We start from the raw sequence: 19,251 nt of genomic DNA on the forward strand, positions 1-19,251 counted from the left end.
ACCCGCTGGTGGTCAGCTGACCGCGCAGTTGACCACCGGTGTCGGGTTGCTGCCGGTCGAGGACACCAGGAAGCCGAAGCTGGTCGTGCCACCCGGTGTCAGGCCGCCGTTCCAGCTCACGTTCTGTGCGGTGACCGTCGTGCCGGCCTGCGTGACCGTGGCGTTCCATGCCTGCGAGACCTGCTGACCGCTGCCGAGGCTGACCGTTGCGGTCCACGTCGATGTGGCCGCCGTCGAGCCGTTGCGGATGCTCACCTCGCCCTGGAATCCTCCGGACCACTGGGAGACCACCTGGTACGTCGCCGTGCACCGTCCGTTGCCGGGCGGGGGTGTCGACGGTGACGGGGTCGGGGTGGCCGAGGGGGTCGGGTCCGGCGGCGAGGTGGGCGGTGGGGTGCCGCCGAGCACCCGCGCGAGCGCGGGGTGGAAACGGTTGGCCATCTTGCGGAAACCCGAGTCGTTCGGGTGCACCCCGTCGCCGGTGTCCGTGGCCGCGTCGAAGCCGGTCCACTGGTCCACGACGACGATGGGCGACTGGGCGGTGGTGAGACCGGCGGCCCAGCCGGGGATCCGGTTGTTGAGCGTGATGGTGTCGGCGGGGCAGGTGGCGCAGCCGTGGTGCGGGATGATCTGCGAGACGATGATCTTCATGCTGGGGTTGTTCGCCCGCATCTGCCCGACCAGCTTGGTGAACGCGGCGAGGATCGTGTCCATGGACTGCCAGCCGCCCCAGAGGTCGTTCGTGCCCAGGTGCATCACGACCACATCCGGCCGTGCCGCGCTCAACCAGGGCGGGAGCTGGTTGTTGCCGGCGATGCCGACGGCGGAGAAGCCACCGTGGCCCTCGTGGTCGGCATCGTAGGAGAAGCCGTAGTTGCAGCTTCCGCCATCCGAGGCGCTGCCGACGAAGTCGATGTTCGAGTAGCCGGCGGTCTGCAACTGGTTCCAGAGCAGGGCGCGCCAGCAGCCGGGGCCCGCGGTGATCGAGTCGCCCAGCGGCATGATCCTGATCGGCGCTGCCGCCGACTGGTGGGGGGCCGACCGCACAGGGGTGCCGGGGAGCGCCATCGTGAGCGCCAGGGTCGTGGTGATCGCGGCGAGCGCCGCGTACCGAAGGGTCTTTCGCGACATCGGGGACTCCCTACCGCGTCACGGTGAGCAGATGATCGCGGCCGAGGCGGGGAAGTGTGGCCGCAGGCAGTCTGGCGGCCACCGGCGAGTCGGCTGACGCCGACGCCGGCAGGACAGGGTGAGGTGTCATTGATGCTCTCCTGAACTAGCGGGGAGCGTCGATGGGAGCGCACCTCGGAGCTTTATTCATTAACATGATTAAGTCAAGTGGGTCGATGTGGAGAGTCGAGGCGGTGACGCTCGCCGGCGAGCGAGGAGGGAGAAGGAGTTCGGCAGTCGGCCGTCCCATGCGGCGGCGGTGACACCGCCCGCCCGCCAGAACGGCTCGGCATACTCACCGACGTGCAGGACCTCCATGCCGGCGGCCACCAACGCGGTGATGACCTGACCGAGGTTCCACTGCCACTCGACCGCGCCGTTGCCGGGGAAGGTGTCGTTGACGTGGCTGGTGGCGAAGTAGCTGCGGTCGGGGCGGATCCGGGGCTGGTCGGTGTCCCACGTCCACAGCGGTACTGCCGGATGTGCCTCGTAGACGAACAGGTGCCCGGCGGGTCGTAGCAGCCTGACCACCTCGTTGGCCCACGCGTCCAGGTCGGGCATCCAGATCAGCGCGCCCTTCCCGGTGTAGACCAGGTCGGCGCTGGCGTCCGGCAAGGGTACGTGCTGTGGCACTGTGGCGGCGATGTACCGGCATGCCACGCCGAGTTCGTCGGCTCGCCGCTGCGCCGCATCGACGGCGACTTCGCTGTAGTCGACGCCGACCACGGATCTGGCCCCGGCGTACACGAGCGCGGGGTCGTCCAGGCCGTGGCCGCTCTGAAGATGGATCACCTCGGGCGCATGGGCCAGGACATCCCGCAGCAGGTCGCGCTCGATGTCGAGGAGCGAGTCACCGGTCGCTGCTTGGGCCAACAGATCGTCGTACTCGCGTACATGCTCCTGTGACGCCGTCTCCCAGGCGATCTTGTTCGTCAGCGTCGTCGGATCGTCCATCATGTCCTCCTTCACGCCACCAGGCTTCAGCAAGAGGGTCGACCGGCACGGCGATGCGGCAGAGCCCACCACAGAACGCATTGCCGCTGCGGTCGTCAGACTGCGGTGAGGTGCAGCACGAGCGCCTGTACCGGCCAGAGGGCGGGTAGCTGCAGGCCGACCTCGGTGAGCACCAGGCCCGGGACGACGACCGGTGTCTTGCCCACCCACGCCGGGGTCGCCCATCCCCACTGCGCCGCGCCGATCTCGTCGCGGAGGCGCACCGAGTATCGGCGCTCCGGGTCCAGACCGTCCAGCCGCAGCCGCTCGACCAGCGCCTCCTCGAACGAGCTGACCGTGCACACGGTGAACAGCGCCTCGCCCCGGTCGGGGGCGACCACGCCGCGCACCCGCAGCGCCGGGTCGCACACGTCCGGGTGCACCACGGTGCCGGTGTGCAACAACCCGCGGAGCTCCTTGTAGAGGTCGGCGAACGCGGTGATCGCGTCGACCTCCTCGTCGGTACACCCCACGATGTCCCACTCGAACCCTGCCGAGCCCTGCAGGGCGGTGGCCATGCGGTAGGACAGGGCGGTGGCGCGACCCGACGAGTGTGCGGGCGAGGGGCCCACATGAGCGCCGACGAGCTCCGGTGGCAGCAGGAGTTCCGTCCAGCGTTGGATGTCCTGCCGCTCGACGGGGTCGTTGGAGTCCGACGCCCACACCCGGTCGGTGCGTTCGAGGATGCCGAGGTCGGCGCGTGCCCCGCCGGAGGAGCACGACTCGATTTCGAGGCCCGGGTGGTCGGCCTTGAGGCGCTCGATCAGCCGGTACACGGCGAGCGTCTGCGCGTGCGTGCCGGGCACCCCGTCATGCACCGCTTCGACCAGGTCCCGATTGTGGTCCCACTTGATGAAGTCGATGCCGAGCCCGCCGATCAGCGCGGACATCTGCGCCCGCACATGCTCCCAGGCTTCGGGATGGGCCAGGTCGAGCACGTACTGGGTGCGGAAGGACAGCCCCGTGGGCGACGGAACCGACGCCGGGTTGGCGAGCAGCCAGTCCGGGTGCGCGCGGGCCAACTCCGAGTCGAGGTTGACCATTTCGGGCTCGAACCACAGCCCGAACTGCATGCTGAGTGAGTGGACGAGGTCTGTCAGGGGTTCGAGGCCCTGCGGCCACACCGTCGGGTCGACCTGCCAGTCGCCCAGCCCTGCGGTGTCGTCGCGGCGGCCGAGAAACCAGCCGTCGTCGAGCACGAAGCGCTCCACGCCCACGGCGGCGGCGCGGTGTGCGAGCTGCTCCAGGCGGGCGGGGTCGTGCTGGAAGTAGACCGCCTCCCACGTGTTGAGCACGAGCGGCCGGGGGGTACGGGGATGCCGGGGCCGCGCCCGTGTCCAGGTGTGAAAGCGGTCCGCGATGCCGTCGAGACCCGCGGCGGACCACGCGAAGTACGCCGTGGGGGTGCGGTACGACTCGCCGGGAGCCAGGCGCACCTCCCCGCGTCGCACCAGCTCGCCGACGCCGAGCAGCGTGACATGCTCCGTGACCCGGTCGGTGCGGTGACGGACGTCGGCACTCCAACCGAGGTGGACCGCCCACGCCTCACCCCGGCGGTTGCGCGGTGACCCGATCGACGCGATCGTCACCCATGGGGCGTCGTGCCCCCCACGGCCGCGGCGCGACTCGCGGGTGGTCGTCCCCCGGGGCATGGCCGTGGTGAGCGGCGACTTCTCCCGGGTCCAACGCCCGGAGAAGGCGGTGAGGTGGTCGGCGGTCTTCGGCACCGGGAGCGTCGCCTCCAGCCATGCCACCTCCACCTCCCCGGCACCGTCGTTGATCAGCTCGTGCTGCAGGAGCGCCAGCCCGCCGGCGCCGAGTTCCACCCGGATGCGCAGGGTCAGGCCGGCGACGGCGTCGGTCGCGGTGATGCGCACGGACCCGGAATCCTCGTGCTCGACCTGCGACGACCAGCGCGGATAGAGGGGACGGCCGTCGCGGGTGGCGAGCAGACCCGGTCGGCCGGACCAGCCGTTCGCTTCCTCGGGCACGACTGGTAGGCGCCAGGCGGCGTCCAGCGTGCCGGGCGTCGTCTGCCGGCTGGTGGCCAGGTCCAGGGCGTCGAGGTCGCCGGCCTCCAGCGGGCCGAGGTCGGCGCCCCAGTGCAGGACGGCGGGCAGGCCGGTGGCGGGATGGGCGAGGATGATGGCCACGCCGTCGCGGCGCAGTGCTGTCCAGGCGGTGTGCGGTACGGGGGTGCGTGGAGACGACATCTCTCTCCTGGCTCTCGTCGGGCGGGACCGGGCGGGGTGGGTGGGGACGTCAGGCGGGCGTCCTGGCGATGTGCTCCACGGTGACGCTGCGCAGGACGTGGAGGGCGCCGCCGATGGCGGCGGCGGTGTCCACGTTGGCGGACAGGAGGACGCGGGGCCGGCTGAGCTTTCGGCTGAGCGCGTGGCGGGTCAGCTCCGCCTCGATGAACTGCTGGTAGAGCGGGCCGGCGCTGATGAGGGCGGGTCCCGCCAGCACGACGGTGTCGAGATCGAAGAGGTTTACCATGGTCACCGCCGTGCGACCGATCCAACGGGCGGACTGCTGGAGGATCGTCGTGGCGTCCGGGTCGCCCGCCTGCCAGCCGCGCACGACGCGCCCGAAGTCGGCGAGGGTGTCTTCCTCGTGGGCCTTGATGCCGAGGCGCTCGGCGAGGTCGGGGCGGGCGAGCACCTGCGCGACGACCGTGCGCGGGCCCGCCTCGGCCTCGGCGCAGCCGCGGTTGCCGCAGACGCAGGGGGCGCTGGCGCCCATGAGCCCCACGTGCCCTATCTCGACGGCGTTCGAGGCGCGACCGCGGTAGGCGTTGCCGTCCGCCACGATGCCGCCACCCAGGCCGGAGCCCAGGTAGATGAGCCCGAACGTGTCGGTCGGCACCGTGCCGGACCACTGCTCGCCGGTGGCCGCCGCCGTCGCGTCGTTCTCCAGCAGGACGGGTAGACCGAGCCGGTTCGACAGTGTCGATGTCAGGGGGTACTGGAGCCAGTCGGGCGTGGGATGGGCCATCAGCAGCATGCCGCGCTCGCGGTCCTGAGGCCCGTGGGTGACCAGGCCGACGCCGAGGACCCGCCCGCGCGGCACGCCCGTGCGGTGTACCAGGTCGTCGACCTGGTCGGCCAGGGTGGAGACGGCCGCATCCGGCCCGCTGGTCCCGGTGCCGCGGAAGCCTGCGGTCGCGACCCGCCGGCCGGCGAAGTCGATCACGACGATCGTCGTCGTGGTGCGGTCGAACTGGACGCCGATGGCGTACCAGGCATCGGCCTCCAGTTCCAGCAGGCGTCGGGGCTGGCCCCGGCCCTGCTGCTCACGACCCACCTCGCGCACGAGGCCCCCGTCGAGCAGGCGGCGGACCACATGGGTGATCCTGGCCTGCGTGAGGCCGGAGAGTTCGGCGAGCTCCACCCGGCTGAGCGTGCCGCGGGTGCGCAGGAGATCGAGCATTCGCCCGGCCGTGGTGACGCGGCCATCGTCGTTGCGGAGCATGCCGGAGCCCTCCTGGATCCGATCGGGAGCTGGAACCGGGTTGATCACTCCCGCTCATATGTTCATCCGATCAACTAAATAGCGCAAGGGGCGACGAGGGTGACCTCACCGGCCCGGCGAAGCCGATGGGTCGGGATCGGCGCGGTGTGGTCGGGCTGGACGACGACGGCATGCCCGGTGGCAGCGCCCAGCTCGGACCGAAGCCGGCGACTTTCCAGGTGTATCCGCTGCTCATGGTCTGTGTGAAGGGTGCCGCGAATCCTCGGCAGGGTGGCCCGTCCCTGGCGGTCGCCGGGGCGGGGCCGGGCGGCTGTGACCAGCTGTTCGCCGGTGCCGGAGCGAGAACTTATCGAGATCAATTCGCCCCATGCATTGACTGAGTAAATTTAGTCGCTTAAGAATACATGTCATGCCCTTCCTGGGCCATGGCGGGCGAGCACCGCCCCCCGCGTGAAAGGACCAAGATGTCTCTTCTCACCGGCATGTCGCGCCGCGCTGCGACGCTCGCCGGCGCAGCCGCGCTCGGCCTCGTGCTGACCGGCTGCTCCGGCGGGACCACGTCCGCCGGCTCGGAGGCCACGCTGGTGGCCTACACCGGTCAATCGGGCGACTACCAGATCAACTTCAACCCGTTCTCGCCGTCCCGGATCGGGGGCCTTGGCGCGACCTACGAGACGCTGTTCTTCGTCAACAAGGCCAAGGTGTCCGACCTCGTGCCGCTGCTCGGCACCCAGCAGTCCTGGAACACCGACGGCACCGTCCTCTCGGTGACCCTGCGCGACGGGGTGACGTGGAGCGACGGTCAACCCTTCACCGCGAAGGACGTCGCGTTCACCTTCGGCCTGCTGAAGAGCAACGCGGCCATCAACAACATCGGTTTCGACGGCACCGCCACCGCGGTGGACGACACCCATGTCACCTTCACGTTCAAGGCACCCGCCTTCGTCAAGGGCCCCGACCTGCTCGGCACCGTGCCGATCGTCCCCGAGCACCTGTGGAAGACCATCAACCCCACCCAGGACGTCGTCGAGAAGCCCATCGGCACCGGCGCCTACCTGATCGGTGATTTCAAGCCGCAGGCCTTCACCTACGCGGCGAACCCCAAGTACTGGGGCGGCGAACCGAAGGTCAAGAAGATCCGCTTCGTCGCGCTGTCGGGCAACCAGGCCGGCGCGGACGGCATCGCGGCCGGCACTGTCGACTGGTTCACCGGGCCGATCCCCGACATCAAGAACACCAAGAAGAACTTCCCGAAGTACGACGCGTACACCCAGTGGCAGAACCAGATGGTGCTCGCCACCTGCTCCAGCGTGCAGATGGGCTGCAAGGGCCCGCAGACCGACCCCGCCGTCCGGCACGCCCTCTACGCCGCCCTCAACCGGACGCAGCTCAACAAACTGGCGTTCCAGGACACCGCCAGCGCGATCTCCCCCGCCTTCACGCTCACCCCCAGCCAGGACCAGTTCGCCTCTGCCGCCCTCACGGAGAAGGTGGCGCCCATGGCCGCCGAACCGCAGAAGACCGCGCAGAGCTTGGAACAGGCCGGCTGGGTCAAGGGCGCCGACGGCATCTACGCCAAGGGCGGCCAGCGGCTGTCTCTGACAGTCGAGGTCGTCACCGGCTGGACGGACTACATCACCGCGATCGACACGATGGCCTCGCAGGCCAAGGCCGCCGGAATCGACCTGCAAGCCGCCCAGTCCTCCTGGAACGAGTGGACGGAGAAGAAGGGATCCGGCAACTTCCAGCTGGTCATCGACTCGCTCGGGCAGGGCCCCGCGCCGGATCCGTTCTACCTCTACACCTACTTCTTCGACTCCAACACCGGAGCCGAGGTGGGTAAGTCAGCCGGAAACAACTTCTCCCGCTACACCAACCCGGAGGTCGACGCGGCGCTCGACAAGCTGGCCGCGCTCCCGCTCGACGACCAGGCGGCCCGGCAGCCCTACTTCGACACCATCCAGCAGGCGGTCGTGCGGGACATGCCGTACGTCCCGATCCTGACCGGTGGGACGACGAGCGTGTGGAGCACCGCGAAGTTCAGCGGCTGGCCCTCGGACCAGGACCTGTACGCCTTCCCCGCGGTCTGGTCATCCCTCGACGCCGCGGAGATCTTCAAGCGGCTCAAGCCCCAGAGCTGACCGCCCCAGACGTCGCCCCGAGGAGAGAGCGTTGCCGTGAGTTACTTCCTTCGCAAGCTGGGTTTCTACGTGGTGGCCCTCTGGGCCGCCCTGACCCTCAACTTCGCCATCCCGCGACTCCTGCCCGGCAACCCCGTCGACATCCTGCTGGCCAAGCTCCAGCAGCGGGGCGGCTCGGTCAGCCCGGAGACGCGCAAGGCGTACACGCTCCTCCTCGGGGGCGACGACACGGGCTCCCTGTGGAGCCAGTACCTGAACTACCTCAAGAACCTCGCACACGGCGACCTCGGTGTCTCGGTGAGCTACTACCCGGCCAAGGTCTCCGACGTGATCCTCGGGTCGCTGCCCTGGACCCTGGTGCTCGTCGGGGTCGCCACCGTCCTCGCCGCGCTGCTCGGGGTGCTCCTCGGCGCGATCGTGGGGTGGCGCCCCGGCACCTGGCTCGACTCGTTGGTCCCGGCCACGACGCTGCTGGCGGCCATCCCGTACTTCTGGCTCGCCCTGATCCTCACCTACCTGCTGGCCCGGGTACTCGGCTGGTTGCCGCTGCAGGGCGGCTACGACGTCGCGCTCACCCCCGGCTGGAACACGGAGTTCATCCTCTCGGCGGTGCGGTACGCGATCCTGCCCGCCCTGACCATCGTCCTGGCGTCGATCGGCGGGTGGCTGCTCGGAATGCGGAACATGATGGTCTCCACCCTGTCGGAGGACTACGTCCTGACCGCAGAGGCCAAGGGCCTGTCACCGAGCAAGATCCGACGCTCCTACGCGGCGCGCAACGCCGCCCTTCCCTCCGTGGCCGGGTTCGCCATCTCCCTCGGGTTCGTGGTCTCCGGCTCGGTCATCACGGAGCAGGTCTTCTCCTACCCCGGGATCGGCGGGCGCCTGCTCGGCGCCGTGACGAACAACGACTATGCGCTCATGCAGGGGGTCTTCCTCTTCATCACGCTGGCCGTGCTCGGCGCCAACCTGATCGTCGACCTGCTCTACGGCCTGATCGACCCGCGCACCCGCGCCCGGCACTGACGGGGGAGACAACGATGACGAACCTCACCCCCGCCAGCGCGCCGACCGTGGCTGACGCCGCCGACACGCTGATCCAGCCGACCGGCTCGACGGGCCGTCCCGCCCGGTCAGGCTGGCGCATGCTCCTGCCCTCCATGACGCCCTGGCTGGCCATCGGTCTCACGCTGGTCGTCGGAATCACGCTCTTCGGAATCCTCGCCGTCTATGTCGTGGGCGACCCCAAGCAGATCCGGGACCAGGGGCTCACGCCGCCGTCGGCGCAGTTCCTGCTCGGCACCACCCAGACCGGGCAGGACGTGCTCGCGCAACTCGCCTACGCCACCCGTGGCTCACTGCAGATCGGCGTGCTCGTCGGCATCCTCGCCACCGTCCTGTCGGCGTTCTTCGGCATCTACGGCGCCTACCGCGGTGGCATCCTCGACGAGGCGTTCTCCCTGCTGTCGAACGTCTTCCTCGTGATCCCCGGCCTGCCCCTGGTCATCGTGATCTCCGGCTTCGTACCCCGCGAGAGCCGTGGCGTGTGGACCATCGTCGTGGTGCTCGCCCTGACCAGTTGGGCCGCGTCGGCGCGGGTGCTGCGCGCCCAGACGCTCTCGGTGCGAAACCGCGACTACGTCGCCGCGTCGAAGGTCGCCGGCGAGAAACCCTGGCGGGTCATCGCCGTGGAGATCCTGCCGAACCTCCTGCCCGTCCTTGCGTCCCAGTTCGTGTTCGCGATCATCGCCGCGGTCCTCGGCGAGGCCGGTCTGGCCTTCATCGGCCTCGGCGCCTCGAACTCCGCAACGCTCGGCACGATGCTCTTCTACGCGCAGAACGGGTACGCGCTGTCGCTCGGCGCCTGGTGGTGGTTCGTGCCGCCGGGCCTGATCATCGCGCTCTTCGGCATGGGCCTGTCCCTGGTCAACTTCTCGATCGACGAGACCATCAACCCCAAGCTCAAGAACCTCCGCCTGTACCGCAGGCGCGCGCGGCAGGCCGCGCGTATGGAGCGGCAACTGGCCCGACGCGGCGCAGGTGCCACAGGCACCCCGGCCACCCGCTCGACAGTCTCGGAGGTGCCCCCGCGATGAACACGACGCTGCTGAACGACAACACCCCCGCCACCGGCCGGCCGAGGACCGACGCCGTCCTGACCGTCGAGAATCTCACAGTCGTGTACGAGGCGGACGCGCCGGTCACGGCCGTGCGGGACGCGAGCCTGACCCTGCACCGGGGGGAGGTCCTCGGCCTGGCCGGCGAGTCCGGCTGCGGCAAGACCACCCTGGCGTACGCGATCAACCGCCTACACCGGCCGCCCGCCCGGATCGTGTCCGGCCGCGTGACGTTCCACGACGGTGGCGGCGACGACGTCGACGTGCTCGCGCTGACCGACACCGAGCTGCGCGCCTTTCGCTGGGAGAAGCTCTCCATGGTGTTCCAGGGGGCAATGAACGCCCTCAACCCCGTCACCACCGTGCGGGCGCAACTGCGCGACACCCTCTTGGCCCACCGCCCCGGCCTGTCCCGGGCGAAGGTGCGCGAGCGATCCGAAGAGGTGCTGCGACGCGTCGGGGTGGAACCCCGGCGGTTGGGCTCCTACCCGCACGAGCTGTCGGGGGGAATGCGCCAACGAGTCATGATCGCCATGGCGATGCTGCTCCAACCACAGGTCATGATCCTGGACGAGCCCACCACGGCTCTGGACGTCGTCGTCCAACGCGAGATCCTGAGCGAGATCATGCGGCTCCGCGACGAGCTGAACTTCGCCGTCATCTTCATCACGCACGACCTGCCGCTGCTACTGGAGATCAGCGACCGCATCGCCGTCATGCTGGCGGGCGAGATCGTCGAGCTCGGTGCGGCCGACCTGTTGTACCGCCACGCGCAGCATCCGTACACCCGCAAGCTCCTCGGCTCGTTCCCGAGCCTGTCCGGAGCGCGCGGGGCGTTCATCCGGTCCGGTGTCGACGAGACCGCCCTCACCGACAGCGCCATCGAGGAGCGAGCATGACCCTCGTCCACGTGACCGACCTGGTCAAGGACTACGGACTCCGTACGGGACTACGTCGCACGCGTTTGCGCGCCGTCGACCACGTCAGCTTCGACCTGATCCCCGGGCGCACCGTCGCCCTCGTGGGAGAGTCGGGGTCGGGGAAATCCACCATCGCCAAGATCCTCACCCGCATGGAGAAGCCCACGTCCGGCAGAGTTGACGTGCGTCTCGACGACGGCACCCCGGTGCACGGGTCGCTGTACCGGCGGCAGGTGCAGATGGTCTTCCAGGACCCTTTCGCCTCCCTCAACCCCTTCCACTCGATAGAGCACCACATCGCCCGTCCGCTGCGCATCCACCAGCGCACCCGTACCGCCGCCGAGACACACGCGCGCGTGCTGGAGATGCTCGAACGGGTCAACCTCACACCCGCCGAAACCATCGCGCCGCGCCGTCCGCACGAGCTCTCCGGCGGCCAGCGGCAGCGCGTCGCGATCGCCCGCGCTCTGGCGCCGGGGGCGCAGGTGCTCATCGCGGACGAACCCGTGTCCATGCTGGACGTCTCGATCCGCCTCGGGGTGCTCAACCTCATGGGTCGCCTGCAGCGGGAGGACCGGCTCGCCGTCCTGTACATCACCCACGACCTGGCCACCGCGCGGCACTTCTCGGACGAGATTCTCGTGCTCTACCGCGGTCGGATCGTGGAGCGCGGGCCGTCCGACGCGGTGATCCTGGACCCGCACCACGACTACACCAAGTTGTTGGCGAGTTCGGCACCAGATCCCGAGCGTCTCGACCGGATCACGGCTGCGGTCACGGTCGACCGCGACGCGATCGACAACAGCGTCTGCTACGACCACCGCACCCGCCGGTGGGTGGAGGCCGGGGTGCCCTCGGTCACGGCGGCCGGCATGCCCGCGGGCTGACCCGGGGGGCCACGCCCCAGCTTGTCGTATTCGTTTTCGAACCCGAGGACACCGCATGGCTCGCCTTCCCCTGACTTTCCGTGCCCTGCGTCACGGCTGGACCCTCACCGCCCCCTCGCTCCCCGACGACGCCCCCGAAGCCGTCACCGCAGCCCTCGCCGACGGCGTGCCCGCCGTCGTGCCCGGCGAGGCGCACCTGGACCTGCGGCGTGCTGGCCTGATCGACGACCCGTTCGACGGTGCCAACGAGGCCGCGCAGCAGTGGATCGGTGACACGACATGGCGCTTCTCGACGACGTTCACCTGGGCCGACGACGCCTCGACACGCCACGATCTGGTGGCTCACGGGCTGGACACGGTGGCCACCGTCCAGCTCAACGGTGACGTCGTCGGGCGGACGCAGAACATGCACCGCTCCTATCGCTGGGACGTGCGTGGGGCACTGCGTCAGGGGGAGAACACCCTCACGGTGACGTTCGCCGCTCCGGTGCCCGAGGCGACGGCGCGGGCCCAGCGTGACGGCGCCCTGCCGCGCGTCAACCACCACGAGTACAACCAACTGCGCAAAATGGCGTGCTCGTTCGGCTGGGACTGGGGCATCGACGTCGCCGGTGCCGGCATCTGGAAGCCGATCGGGCTCGACTCATGGTCCGGGGTGCGCATCGCCTCGGTGCGGCCGCTCGTCGACGTGGTGGCGACCGGGGGCACCGACGGTGCCGCCCGCCGCGACGACGGCCTGCTGAGGGTGCACGTGGACGTGGAGCGCGACGGCAAACACGCCGACCAGGACGTCTCGCTCACCGTCACCGTCACCGACTCCGACGGCGGGACGCTGCACACCGGCTGCACCGTGCCCGCTGACGAGACGTCCGCCGTCGTCCTCGTCACGGTGCGCGACGTGCGGCGCTGGTGGCCCGTCGGATACGGCGACCAGCCGTTGTACGACGTGCAGGTCGAGGCGAAGACCGCAGGTGACGCCGCGTCCTGGTACGGGCGTGTCGGCTTCCGCACCGTGGAACTCGACACGACGCCCGACGAGGCAGGGGCCCCGTTCCTGCTCCGGGTCAATGGCGAGCGGGTGCTCGTGCGGGGCGCCAACTGGATCCCGGATCACGCGTTCCTCACCGTGGTCGACCGCGAGCGGTACGCCCGCCGGGTGGCCGACGCGCTGCAGGCCAACATCAACCTGCTGCGCGTGTGGGGCGGCGGCATCTACGAGTCCGACGACCTGTACGACCTCGCCGACGAGCACGGCCTGCTGATGTGGCAGGACTTCCCCTTCGCCTGCGCCGCGTACAGCGAGGACGCACCGATGCGGACGGAGATCGACGCCGAGGCCCGCGAGAACGTGGCGCGGCTCAGCCCGCACCCGTCCCTCGTGCTGTGGAACGGCAACAACGAGAACACCTGGGGCTCGGTGGACTGGGGGTGGCCCGGCCGCCTGGACGGTCGGGGCTGGGGCGACCTCTACTACCGCCACCTGCTGCCGCGCGTGCTCGCCGAGCTCGACCCGACCCGCCCGTACTCACCGGCGAGCCCGTACTCGTTCGGCGACTACCGGCACCCGAACGACGAGCGGTACGGCACCATGCACGTCTGGGACGTGTGGAACAGGGCGGACTACACCGGCTACACCCGGTACAAGCCGCGCTTCGTCGCGGAGTTCGGCTTCCAGGCTCCGCCTGCCTGGTCCACGCTCGCCGCCGTGGTGCACGACGAGCCCCTCGACCCGTTCGGCCCGCAGATGCTGGTGCACCAGAAGGCCAACCTCGGCAACGCGAAGCTCGAGCGCGGTTGGCAGGGCCACCTGCCCGACCCCGTCACCATCGAGGACTGGCACTGGACCACCCAGCTCAACCAGGCGCACGCGATCCGGTTCGGCGTCGAACACTTCCGCTCCCTGACGCCCCACAACACCGGGACGATCCTGTGGCAGCTCAACGACAACTGGCCGGTGGTGTCCTGGGCCGCCGTCGACTTCGCCGAGCGCCGAAAGCCCCTCTGGTACGCCCTGCGGGCCGCATACGCCCCGCGACTGGCCACCCTTCAGCCGCGTGCGTCGGCCGAGGCGTGGGCCGCCGCGTGGGAAGGACTCGAGCCGGACCCGGACACTCTCGCGCTGGTGCTCGTCAACGACACCGCCGAGGCGTTCCGCGGCGTCTTCACGGTGACGCGGGAGACATTCGACGGCACGCTCCTCGCCAAGGCCACGATCGAGGCGTCGGCGCCCGCGCGCGGCGCGGTGACGATCACGGTTCCGGACGACGTCGCCGCGTTCGGAGATCCCGCCACCGAGGTGATCGTGGCCGAGTCGGACGATGGCACGGCAGGGTTCGCACCGGCCTTCCGGCACGGCGTCGACGTGGTCGACCAGCGCCTCGACCCCCGGCCGCTGCGGGTCGAGGCCGTACCCACGGATGACGGCTGTCTGCTGCACGTGGCCGCCACCTCCTACGCCCGCGACGTGTTCTGCCCTGCCGACGTGGTGAATCCCCTGGCCTCGGTGAACGACGGCATGGTGAACCTTCGGGCCGGTCGGTCCGTCACCATCCGGGTTACGTCGCCGGCAGGTGATCCACAGGCCTTCGCCGCGGCCGTGCGCTGTGCCAACGCCCTCCTGGACCCGGCAGAGAGGACCTTTCCATGACCGCCGTCCCGGCTGTCCCCAGGCAGTTGCCCGCCCACCACGCGTGGCTCGATGCCGAGTGCCGTCGGCTGATCGCCTTCGGCGCGCGGTCCGCGCTGCCCGACGGCGGCGCGGCCTACCTGGACACCACTGGCGCGCCGGATCCCGCCCATGGCGTGCTCACCTGGATCACCGCCCGCACCACGCACGTGTACTCGCTCGGCGTGCTGCTCGGCGTGCCCGGCAGCGCCGCCGTCGCCGACGCCGCACTCAAGGCTCTGACCGGCCGGCTGCGCGACTCCGGGCACGGTGGGTGGTTCCACGCGCTCGCACCGGACGGCACCCCTGACCGCGCCGCCGGCAAATCCTGCTACAACCACGCCTTCGTGCTGCTGGCGGCGTCGTCCGCGGCGCTCGCCGGCCGGCCCGGCGGTGCCACGCTGCTCGCCGAGGCCGCCGACGTCTATCTCACGTGGTTCTGGGACGACGACGCCGGTCGCCCGGTGGACACCTGGGACGCCGACTTCACCAGGGCCGACGACTACCGCGGCCTCAACGCCACGATGCACTCCGTCGAGGCGCTGCTCGCCGTGGCCGACGCCGTCGAGGTGCTCGATGCTCCGGACGCGCCCGGCGTCGGCGGGGGAGCGCCCGCCTGGCGGGACCGGGCCGCGCGGGCGGCACGATTCGTCGTCGAGCTCGCCAACGCACACGACGGACGCCTGCCGGAACACTTCGGGCCGGACTGGGCCCCGGTTCTCGGCTTCAACCGCAACCAGCCGGACGACCCCTTCAAGCCGTACGGCGCCACACCCGGCCACGGCCTGGAGTGGTCGCGGCTGCTGTTGAACGTCGAGGCCACGATCGGCACCGACGAAGCCCTCGCCGCAGCAGCGGTGCGGCTGTTCGACCGGGCCGTCGACGACGGCTGGGCTGCGGACGGTGCGGAGGGGTTCGTCTACACCACCGACTGGGACGGCACGCCGTTGGTGCGTCAGCGGATGCACTGGGTGGTGGCCGAGGCGATCGCCGCCGCCGCGGCACTGCACCGGCGCACCGGCGAGCGGCGGTTCGCCGACAGCTACGCCGCCTGGTGGGACTACGCCGAGCGCCATCTGCTCGACCGCGCAGGCGGCTCGTGGTGGCACGAGCTCGACCCGCACAACACTCCCGCCACGACCGTGTGGCCCGGCAAACCCGACGTCTACCACGCGCTTCAGGCCACGCTGCTGCCGCGCCTGCCGCTCGCGCCCACGCTCGCCCGAGCGCTTCGGGCGGGGCTGCTCGTCCCGTCGCCGGAGGGCACCGACGGCCGATGGCAGCCGGCATGAGCGGGCCCGGACCGTCGGTGGGAGCGGTGCTGGTGATCGGTGAGACGCTGATCGACGTGCTGCCGGCGAGCCGCGGCGACGGTGCCGATCTCGGCGTACGCGAGCTACCCGGCGGCAGTCCCGCGAACGTGGCGGTGACTCTCGGGCGTCTGGGCCGGGGGCCGGTGCTCGTCACCACCCTCGCCGACGACGCGCGCGGCGCCACCGCGCGGGACTGGCTCGAGGCGTCGGACGTCACAGTCGTGGCGCAGCCGCCGGCCACCGGGCGGACGTCGGCTGCCGCCGTCCGGCTCGCCGCCGACGGGTCCGCGACCTACGACTTCGACCTCACCTGGGACCTCTCGCCCGAGATCCTCGCCGGTGTCATCGCGGCGGGCGGCATCGCGGTCCTGCACGCCGGCTCGGTCGCCACCGTGCTCGACCCGGGGGCCGACACGGTCGAGGCCGCGCTGCACGGGGCGCGCGGGCGCTCCCTGGTGACGTTCGATCCCAACGCGCGCCCGGCGGTCACGCCGCACGTCGCGCGGGTGCTGCCGCGCGTCGAACGGTTGGTGGGCCTCAGCGACGTCGTCAAGGCCTCCACCGAGGACCTCGCCTGGTACCACCCCGGCGTCGACCCGATGGAGGTGGCCCGTGCCTGGGCTGCGTCGGGGCCGGTCCTGGTCGTCGTCACCCGGGGCGCGGACGGCAGCGTGTTCGTGCGCGGCGACGACGTCGTCACCGTGCCGGGCCGGCCGGTGACCGTGGCCGACACGATCGGCGCAGGCGACACCTTCATGGGGGCGCTCATCGACGCGCTCGTCGACCTCGGGGTGCACGGGCCGACCGCACGCGGGGCGCTCGCCGCGCTTGGCAGGGAGGAGTTGCGCCGGGTGGGATCCCGGGCGGCGAGCGCTGCCGCGATCACGGTCTCCAGGCCGGGTGCCGATCCACCGACGTCGGCCGAGCTCGACGCAATGGCGCGGGCGGCCACCGGCTGAGGCGGCAGCGTCACCACGACGGCTGCGGGCTCAGAGGCGGGCCCGCAGCCGTTCCGGCGGGGGAGGAGGGACGCTGTCAGTCCTTGTCGGGCCGCTCCTCGGCCCGGGCTGCCGCATTGGCGCAGCGCAGCACGCGGGGATGCCGCAGAGCGGACGAGTCGGCCAGGGACGCCTCGGTGCGCACGGTGAAGGTGTGGGTCTCGCCCGCGAGCAGCGAGACGAGCATGTCGTCCACGACCGCGTCGGGGGCCACCTTGTCGGCGAGCAGGGCGAGGTCGCGGACGTACGACGTGGCCCGCACGTCCACCCGGTAGCCGCCGGTCACGGGCGTGACCTCGGCCGTGAAGGGGGCCGGGTCGTAGGCGATGTCGCGGTCCTCGGCGAACTGGTGGTGGACGCGGATGCCAGCGGCGGCGACGGTCAGCAGCTCGCTTCTCGGATCGACCGGGGTGAGCAGCTCGTCGGCCAGGCCGAGCAGGGCGACAGACCGCGGCGCGACATCGAGCGGCATCTCGACGGTCGCCAGGATGTCGCCGGCGAGGGTCTGCCGCGCGGCGCGGACCGTACCCGTCCATGTCTGGTCGTGATCGTTGACCGCGACCAGGGTGGGCCTTCCGTGGCGGGGCTGCACGGTCAGCAGCCGTGGCGCGAACGCGTGCTTGAGCGCGTAGTAGAGGGGCTTGGGTCGTTCGTCGCTGTCCACGGCGGCCCAGGAGGTGACCGGCCAGCAGTCGTTGAGTTGCCAGACGAGGGCCCCGGCGGTGTACGGCCACCAGGAGCGGAAGTGCTCGACGCCGAACGCCACCGCCCGTGCCTGGTTGAGCTGTGTCGCCCAGTGCCACTGCGCGAAGTCGTCAGGCACCGGCAGGTGGGGTGCGAGGCCGCGGTCCAGCTTGCCGTTGCCGTCGCCGGCCTTCTGGTGCAGCAGAAACGCGGGTGAGGTGGGTGCCAGCGGCTGGTCACGGATCCAGCGGGTGAGGGTCGCCCAGGTGGGCGGGCCCTGGAAGCCGAACTCCGCGCAGAACCGCGGGATGTGATCGCGGTAGTGGGTGTAGTCGAGCATGTTCCAGACGTCCCACTCGTGGCGGGTGCCGTAGCGGGCGTCGTTGGGCGGGAGATCGCCGGGGCTGTACGGGCTGCCGGGCGCGTACGGGCGGGTGGGGTCCAGTGCGGTGACGAGTGCGGGCAGCAGTTCGGTGTAGTAGCCGAGCCCCCAACTGCGTCCGTCGAGGGCCTCCTGCCAGCCCTCCCAGTCGGTGTAGGCGGGCAGGTTCTCGTTGTTGCCGTTCCACAGCACCAGCGACGGGCGGGCGACCAACCGGGTGATGTTCTCCCGCGCCTCGGCCTCGACCTCGCTCCGCAGGGGCTCCTCCTCGGCATAGAAGGCACACGCGAAGGGGAAGTCCTGCCACACCAGCACGCCCCGCTCGTCGCAGGCGGCATAGAAGTCGTCGGTTTCGTAGATGCCGCCGCCCCAGATCCGCAGCATGTTCATGTTCGCCTCGACGGCCTGGTCGATCCGGCGGGCGAGCCGTTCGGGGGTGACCCGGGTGAGGAGGTGGTCGTCCGGGATCCAGTTGGCGCCCTTGGCGAAGACCCGGGTGCCGTTGACGACGAACACGAACGGCGTGCCGGTCCCGTCGGGCTCGGTGTCCACGGTGACGGTGCGGAAGCCGATCCGACGTCGGTCGGTGTCCACCGGCTCGGCGTCGGCCAGGAGCGTGACGGTCAACTCGTAGAGCGGCTGCTCACCGTAGCCGACCGGCCACCACAGCCGGGCGTCCGGCACGAGGACGGTGACGTGGGTGGCGTTGCCGGAGACAGCCGTCCGTTCCTCGCGGCCGGCCACGGTCACCACCGCGGTGTAGTAGCGGTCCGCGGCGCGCTCCACGTCCAGGTGTACGTCGACGCGGCCGGTGCCGTCGGGGTCGACGGTGACCAGCGGCCGCACCTGGGCCAGCCGGGCGGTGTCCCAGCGTTCCAGCCGTACCGGCTTCCAGATGCCGGCGGTCTGCAGGTCCGGTCCCCAGTCCCAGCCGAAGGAGCAGGCCATCTTGCGGATCGCGTTGTACGGGTGCGGGTAGGCGCGCTGCCGCCAACCGAGTTGGCTCTCTGCCTGTTCGGCGTAGGTGAGCGCCGCTCCCAACGTCACGGTCAGCTCGTTGTGGCCCTCCCGCAGGGTCTCTCGGACGTCGAACCGGTAGCCGCGGTGCATGTTGGCGGTCCGGCCGAGCACGACGCCGTTGAGTGCGATCGTGGCGATCGTGTCGATGCCGTCGAAGACCAGTTCCACCCGCTCACCCACGCCGGGCGCGGACGCCTGGAAGACCGTCGCGTACTGCCAGTCGACGCGGTGCATCCAGGTCAGGGACGCTTCGTTGCTGTCCAGGTAGGGGTCGGGGATGAGCCCGGCGGCCATCAGGTCGAGGTGGGTGCTGCCGGGCACCTGTGCGGGGATGTCCCGTCCGGCGAGGACGTCTGGCGTGGGGCCTCCGTTGGCGCGTAGACGCCAGCCCTCGTGCAGGGTGGTGCACGTCATCGGGTCCTCCTCCTCGTCGGCGGCAGGGGGTCAGGCCCGAGGAGCATCCTTACGTAGGCAAACGAAGTAAGTC

Annotated in this window: 13 protein-coding genes; 8 read left to right on the plus strand and 5 right to left on the minus strand. The window is 70.7% G+C overall.

What is annotated here, in order from left to right:
• Positions 1-12: 12 nt before the first annotated feature.
• The 4 genes from OHQ87_RS08860 to OHQ87_RS08875 all read right to left on the minus strand — a co-directional run bounded on the left by OHQ87_RS08860 (position 13) and on the right by OHQ87_RS08875 (position 5,637).
• Entirely contained in the window at positions 13-1,131 is a 1,119-nt protein-coding gene (locus OHQ87_RS08860; protein ID WP_328346739.1) for a cellulose binding domain-containing protein, read from the minus strand.
• Between the two features lie 198 nt (positions 1,132-1,329).
• On the minus strand, positions 1,330-2,139 hold the full coding sequence (locus OHQ87_RS08865; protein WP_328346742.1) for a class I SAM-dependent methyltransferase: 810 nt from the start codon (positions 2,137-2,139) through the stop codon (positions 1,330-1,332).
• Positions 2,140-2,219: 80 nt separating this feature from the next.
• Complete coding sequence (locus OHQ87_RS08870; RefSeq protein WP_328346744.1) at positions 2,220-4,376, minus strand: alpha-galactosidase; 2,157 nt, start codon at positions 4,374-4,376, stop codon at positions 2,220-2,222.
• 49 nt (positions 4,377-4,425) lie between these two features.
• Positions 4,426-5,637 carry an ROK family transcriptional regulator gene (locus tag OHQ87_RS08875; protein ID WP_328346746.1) on the minus strand — a complete coding sequence of 404 codons (1,212 nt, stop codon included), beginning with the start codon at positions 5,635-5,637 and terminating at the stop codon, positions 4,426-4,428.
• Positions 5,638-6,101: 464 nt separating this feature from the next.
• On the opposite strand from OHQ87_RS08875, the gene OHQ87_RS08880 reads away from it, so the two are divergent.
• The 8 genes from OHQ87_RS08880 to OHQ87_RS08915 are packed head-to-tail and all read left to right on the plus strand — an operon-like array spanning position 6,102 to position 16,639.
• A complete protein-coding gene (locus tag OHQ87_RS08880) occupies positions 6,102-7,778 on the plus strand; it encodes an ABC transporter substrate-binding protein (RefSeq protein WP_328346748.1) in 1,677 nt (558 codons plus the stop codon).
• A gap of 36 nt (positions 7,779-7,814) precedes the next feature.
• A complete protein-coding gene (locus OHQ87_RS08885) occupies positions 7,815-8,804 on the plus strand; it encodes an ABC transporter permease (protein ID WP_328346750.1) in 990 nt (329 codons plus the stop codon).
• Between the two features lie 14 nt (positions 8,805-8,818).
• Positions 8,819-9,874 (plus strand): ABC transporter permease, encoded by a 1,056-nt coding sequence (locus OHQ87_RS08890; protein WP_328346752.1) that lies wholly within the window; start codon positions 8,819-8,821, stop codon positions 9,872-9,874.
• The gene (locus OHQ87_RS08895; RefSeq protein WP_328346754.1) at positions 9,871-10,794 is read left to right on the plus strand and encodes an ABC transporter ATP-binding protein; all 924 of its coding nucleotides are present in this window, start codon (positions 9,871-9,873) and stop codon (positions 10,792-10,794) included. Before OHQ87_RS08890 ends, OHQ87_RS08895 begins: the two co-directional genes overlap by 4 nt.
• Positions 10,791-11,702: an ABC transporter ATP-binding protein gene (locus OHQ87_RS08900; protein WP_328346756.1), complete on the plus strand. Its 912-nt coding sequence runs from the start codon at positions 10,791-10,793 to the stop codon at positions 11,700-11,702. The genes OHQ87_RS08895 and OHQ87_RS08900 overlap by 4 nt, the downstream gene beginning before the upstream one ends.
• Positions 11,703-11,757: 55 nt before the next feature.
• Positions 11,758-14,349 carry a glycoside hydrolase family 2 protein gene (locus OHQ87_RS08905; RefSeq protein ID WP_328346758.1) on the plus strand — a complete coding sequence of 864 codons (2,592 nt, stop codon included), beginning with the start codon at positions 11,758-11,760 and terminating at the stop codon, positions 14,347-14,349.
• Positions 14,346-15,659 (plus strand): AGE family epimerase/isomerase, encoded by a 1,314-nt coding sequence (locus OHQ87_RS08910; protein ID WP_328346760.1) that lies wholly within the window; start codon positions 14,346-14,348, stop codon positions 15,657-15,659. The genes OHQ87_RS08905 and OHQ87_RS08910 overlap by 4 nt, the downstream gene beginning before the upstream one ends.
• Positions 15,656-16,639 (plus strand): carbohydrate kinase family protein, encoded by a 984-nt coding sequence (locus OHQ87_RS08915; RefSeq protein WP_328346762.1) that lies wholly within the window; start codon positions 15,656-15,658, stop codon positions 16,637-16,639. The genes OHQ87_RS08910 and OHQ87_RS08915 overlap by 4 nt, the downstream gene beginning before the upstream one ends.
• Positions 16,640-16,715: 76 nt before the next feature.
• Here the strand turns inward: OHQ87_RS08915 and OHQ87_RS08920 are convergent, their stop codons facing one another.
• A complete protein-coding gene (locus tag OHQ87_RS08920) occupies positions 16,716-19,178 on the minus strand; it encodes a glycoside hydrolase family 2 protein (RefSeq protein ID WP_328346764.1) in 2,463 nt (820 codons plus the stop codon).
• Positions 19,179-19,251 lie beyond the last annotated feature (73 nt).

The organism is Micromonospora sp. NBC_00421 (genome assembly GCF_036017915.1).
Lineage (GTDB): Bacteria > Actinomycetota > Actinomycetes > Mycobacteriales > Micromonosporaceae > Micromonospora.

Coding starts and splice junctions, on each gene's coding strand:
- OHQ87_RS08905 (WP_328346758.1), top strand. CDS start 11,758: ATGGCTCGCCTTCCCCTGACTTTCCGTGCCCTGCGTCACGGCTGGACC.
- OHQ87_RS08895 (WP_328346754.1), top strand. CDS start 9,871: ATGAACACGACGCTGCTGAACGACAACACCCCCGCCACCGGCCGGCCG.
- OHQ87_RS08880 (WP_328346748.1), top strand. CDS start 6,102: ATGTCTCTTCTCACCGGCATGTCGCGCCGCGCTGCGACGCTCGCCGGC.
- OHQ87_RS08900 (WP_328346756.1), top strand. CDS start 10,791: ATGACCCTCGTCCACGTGACCGACCTGGTCAAGGACTACGGACTCCGT.
- OHQ87_RS08860 (WP_328346739.1), bottom strand. CDS start 1,131: ATGTCGCGAAAGACCCTTCGGTACGCGGCGCTCGCCGCGATCACCACG.
- OHQ87_RS08910 (WP_328346760.1), top strand. CDS start 14,346: ATGACCGCCGTCCCGGCTGTCCCCAGGCAGTTGCCCGCCCACCACGCG.
- OHQ87_RS08915 (WP_328346762.1), top strand. CDS start 15,656: ATGAGCGGGCCCGGACCGTCGGTGGGAGCGGTGCTGGTGATCGGTGAG.
- OHQ87_RS08875 (WP_328346746.1), bottom strand. CDS start 5,637: ATGCTCCGCAACGACGATGGCCGCGTCACCACGGCCGGGCGAATGCTC.
- OHQ87_RS08920 (WP_328346764.1), bottom strand. CDS start 19,178: ATGACGTGCACCACCCTGCACGAGGGCTGGCGTCTACGCGCCAACGGA.
- OHQ87_RS08890 (WP_328346752.1), top strand. CDS start 8,819: ATGACGAACCTCACCCCCGCCAGCGCGCCGACCGTGGCTGACGCCGCC.
- OHQ87_RS08870 (WP_328346744.1), bottom strand. CDS start 4,376: ATGTCGTCTCCACGCACCCCCGTACCGCACACCGCCTGGACAGCACTG.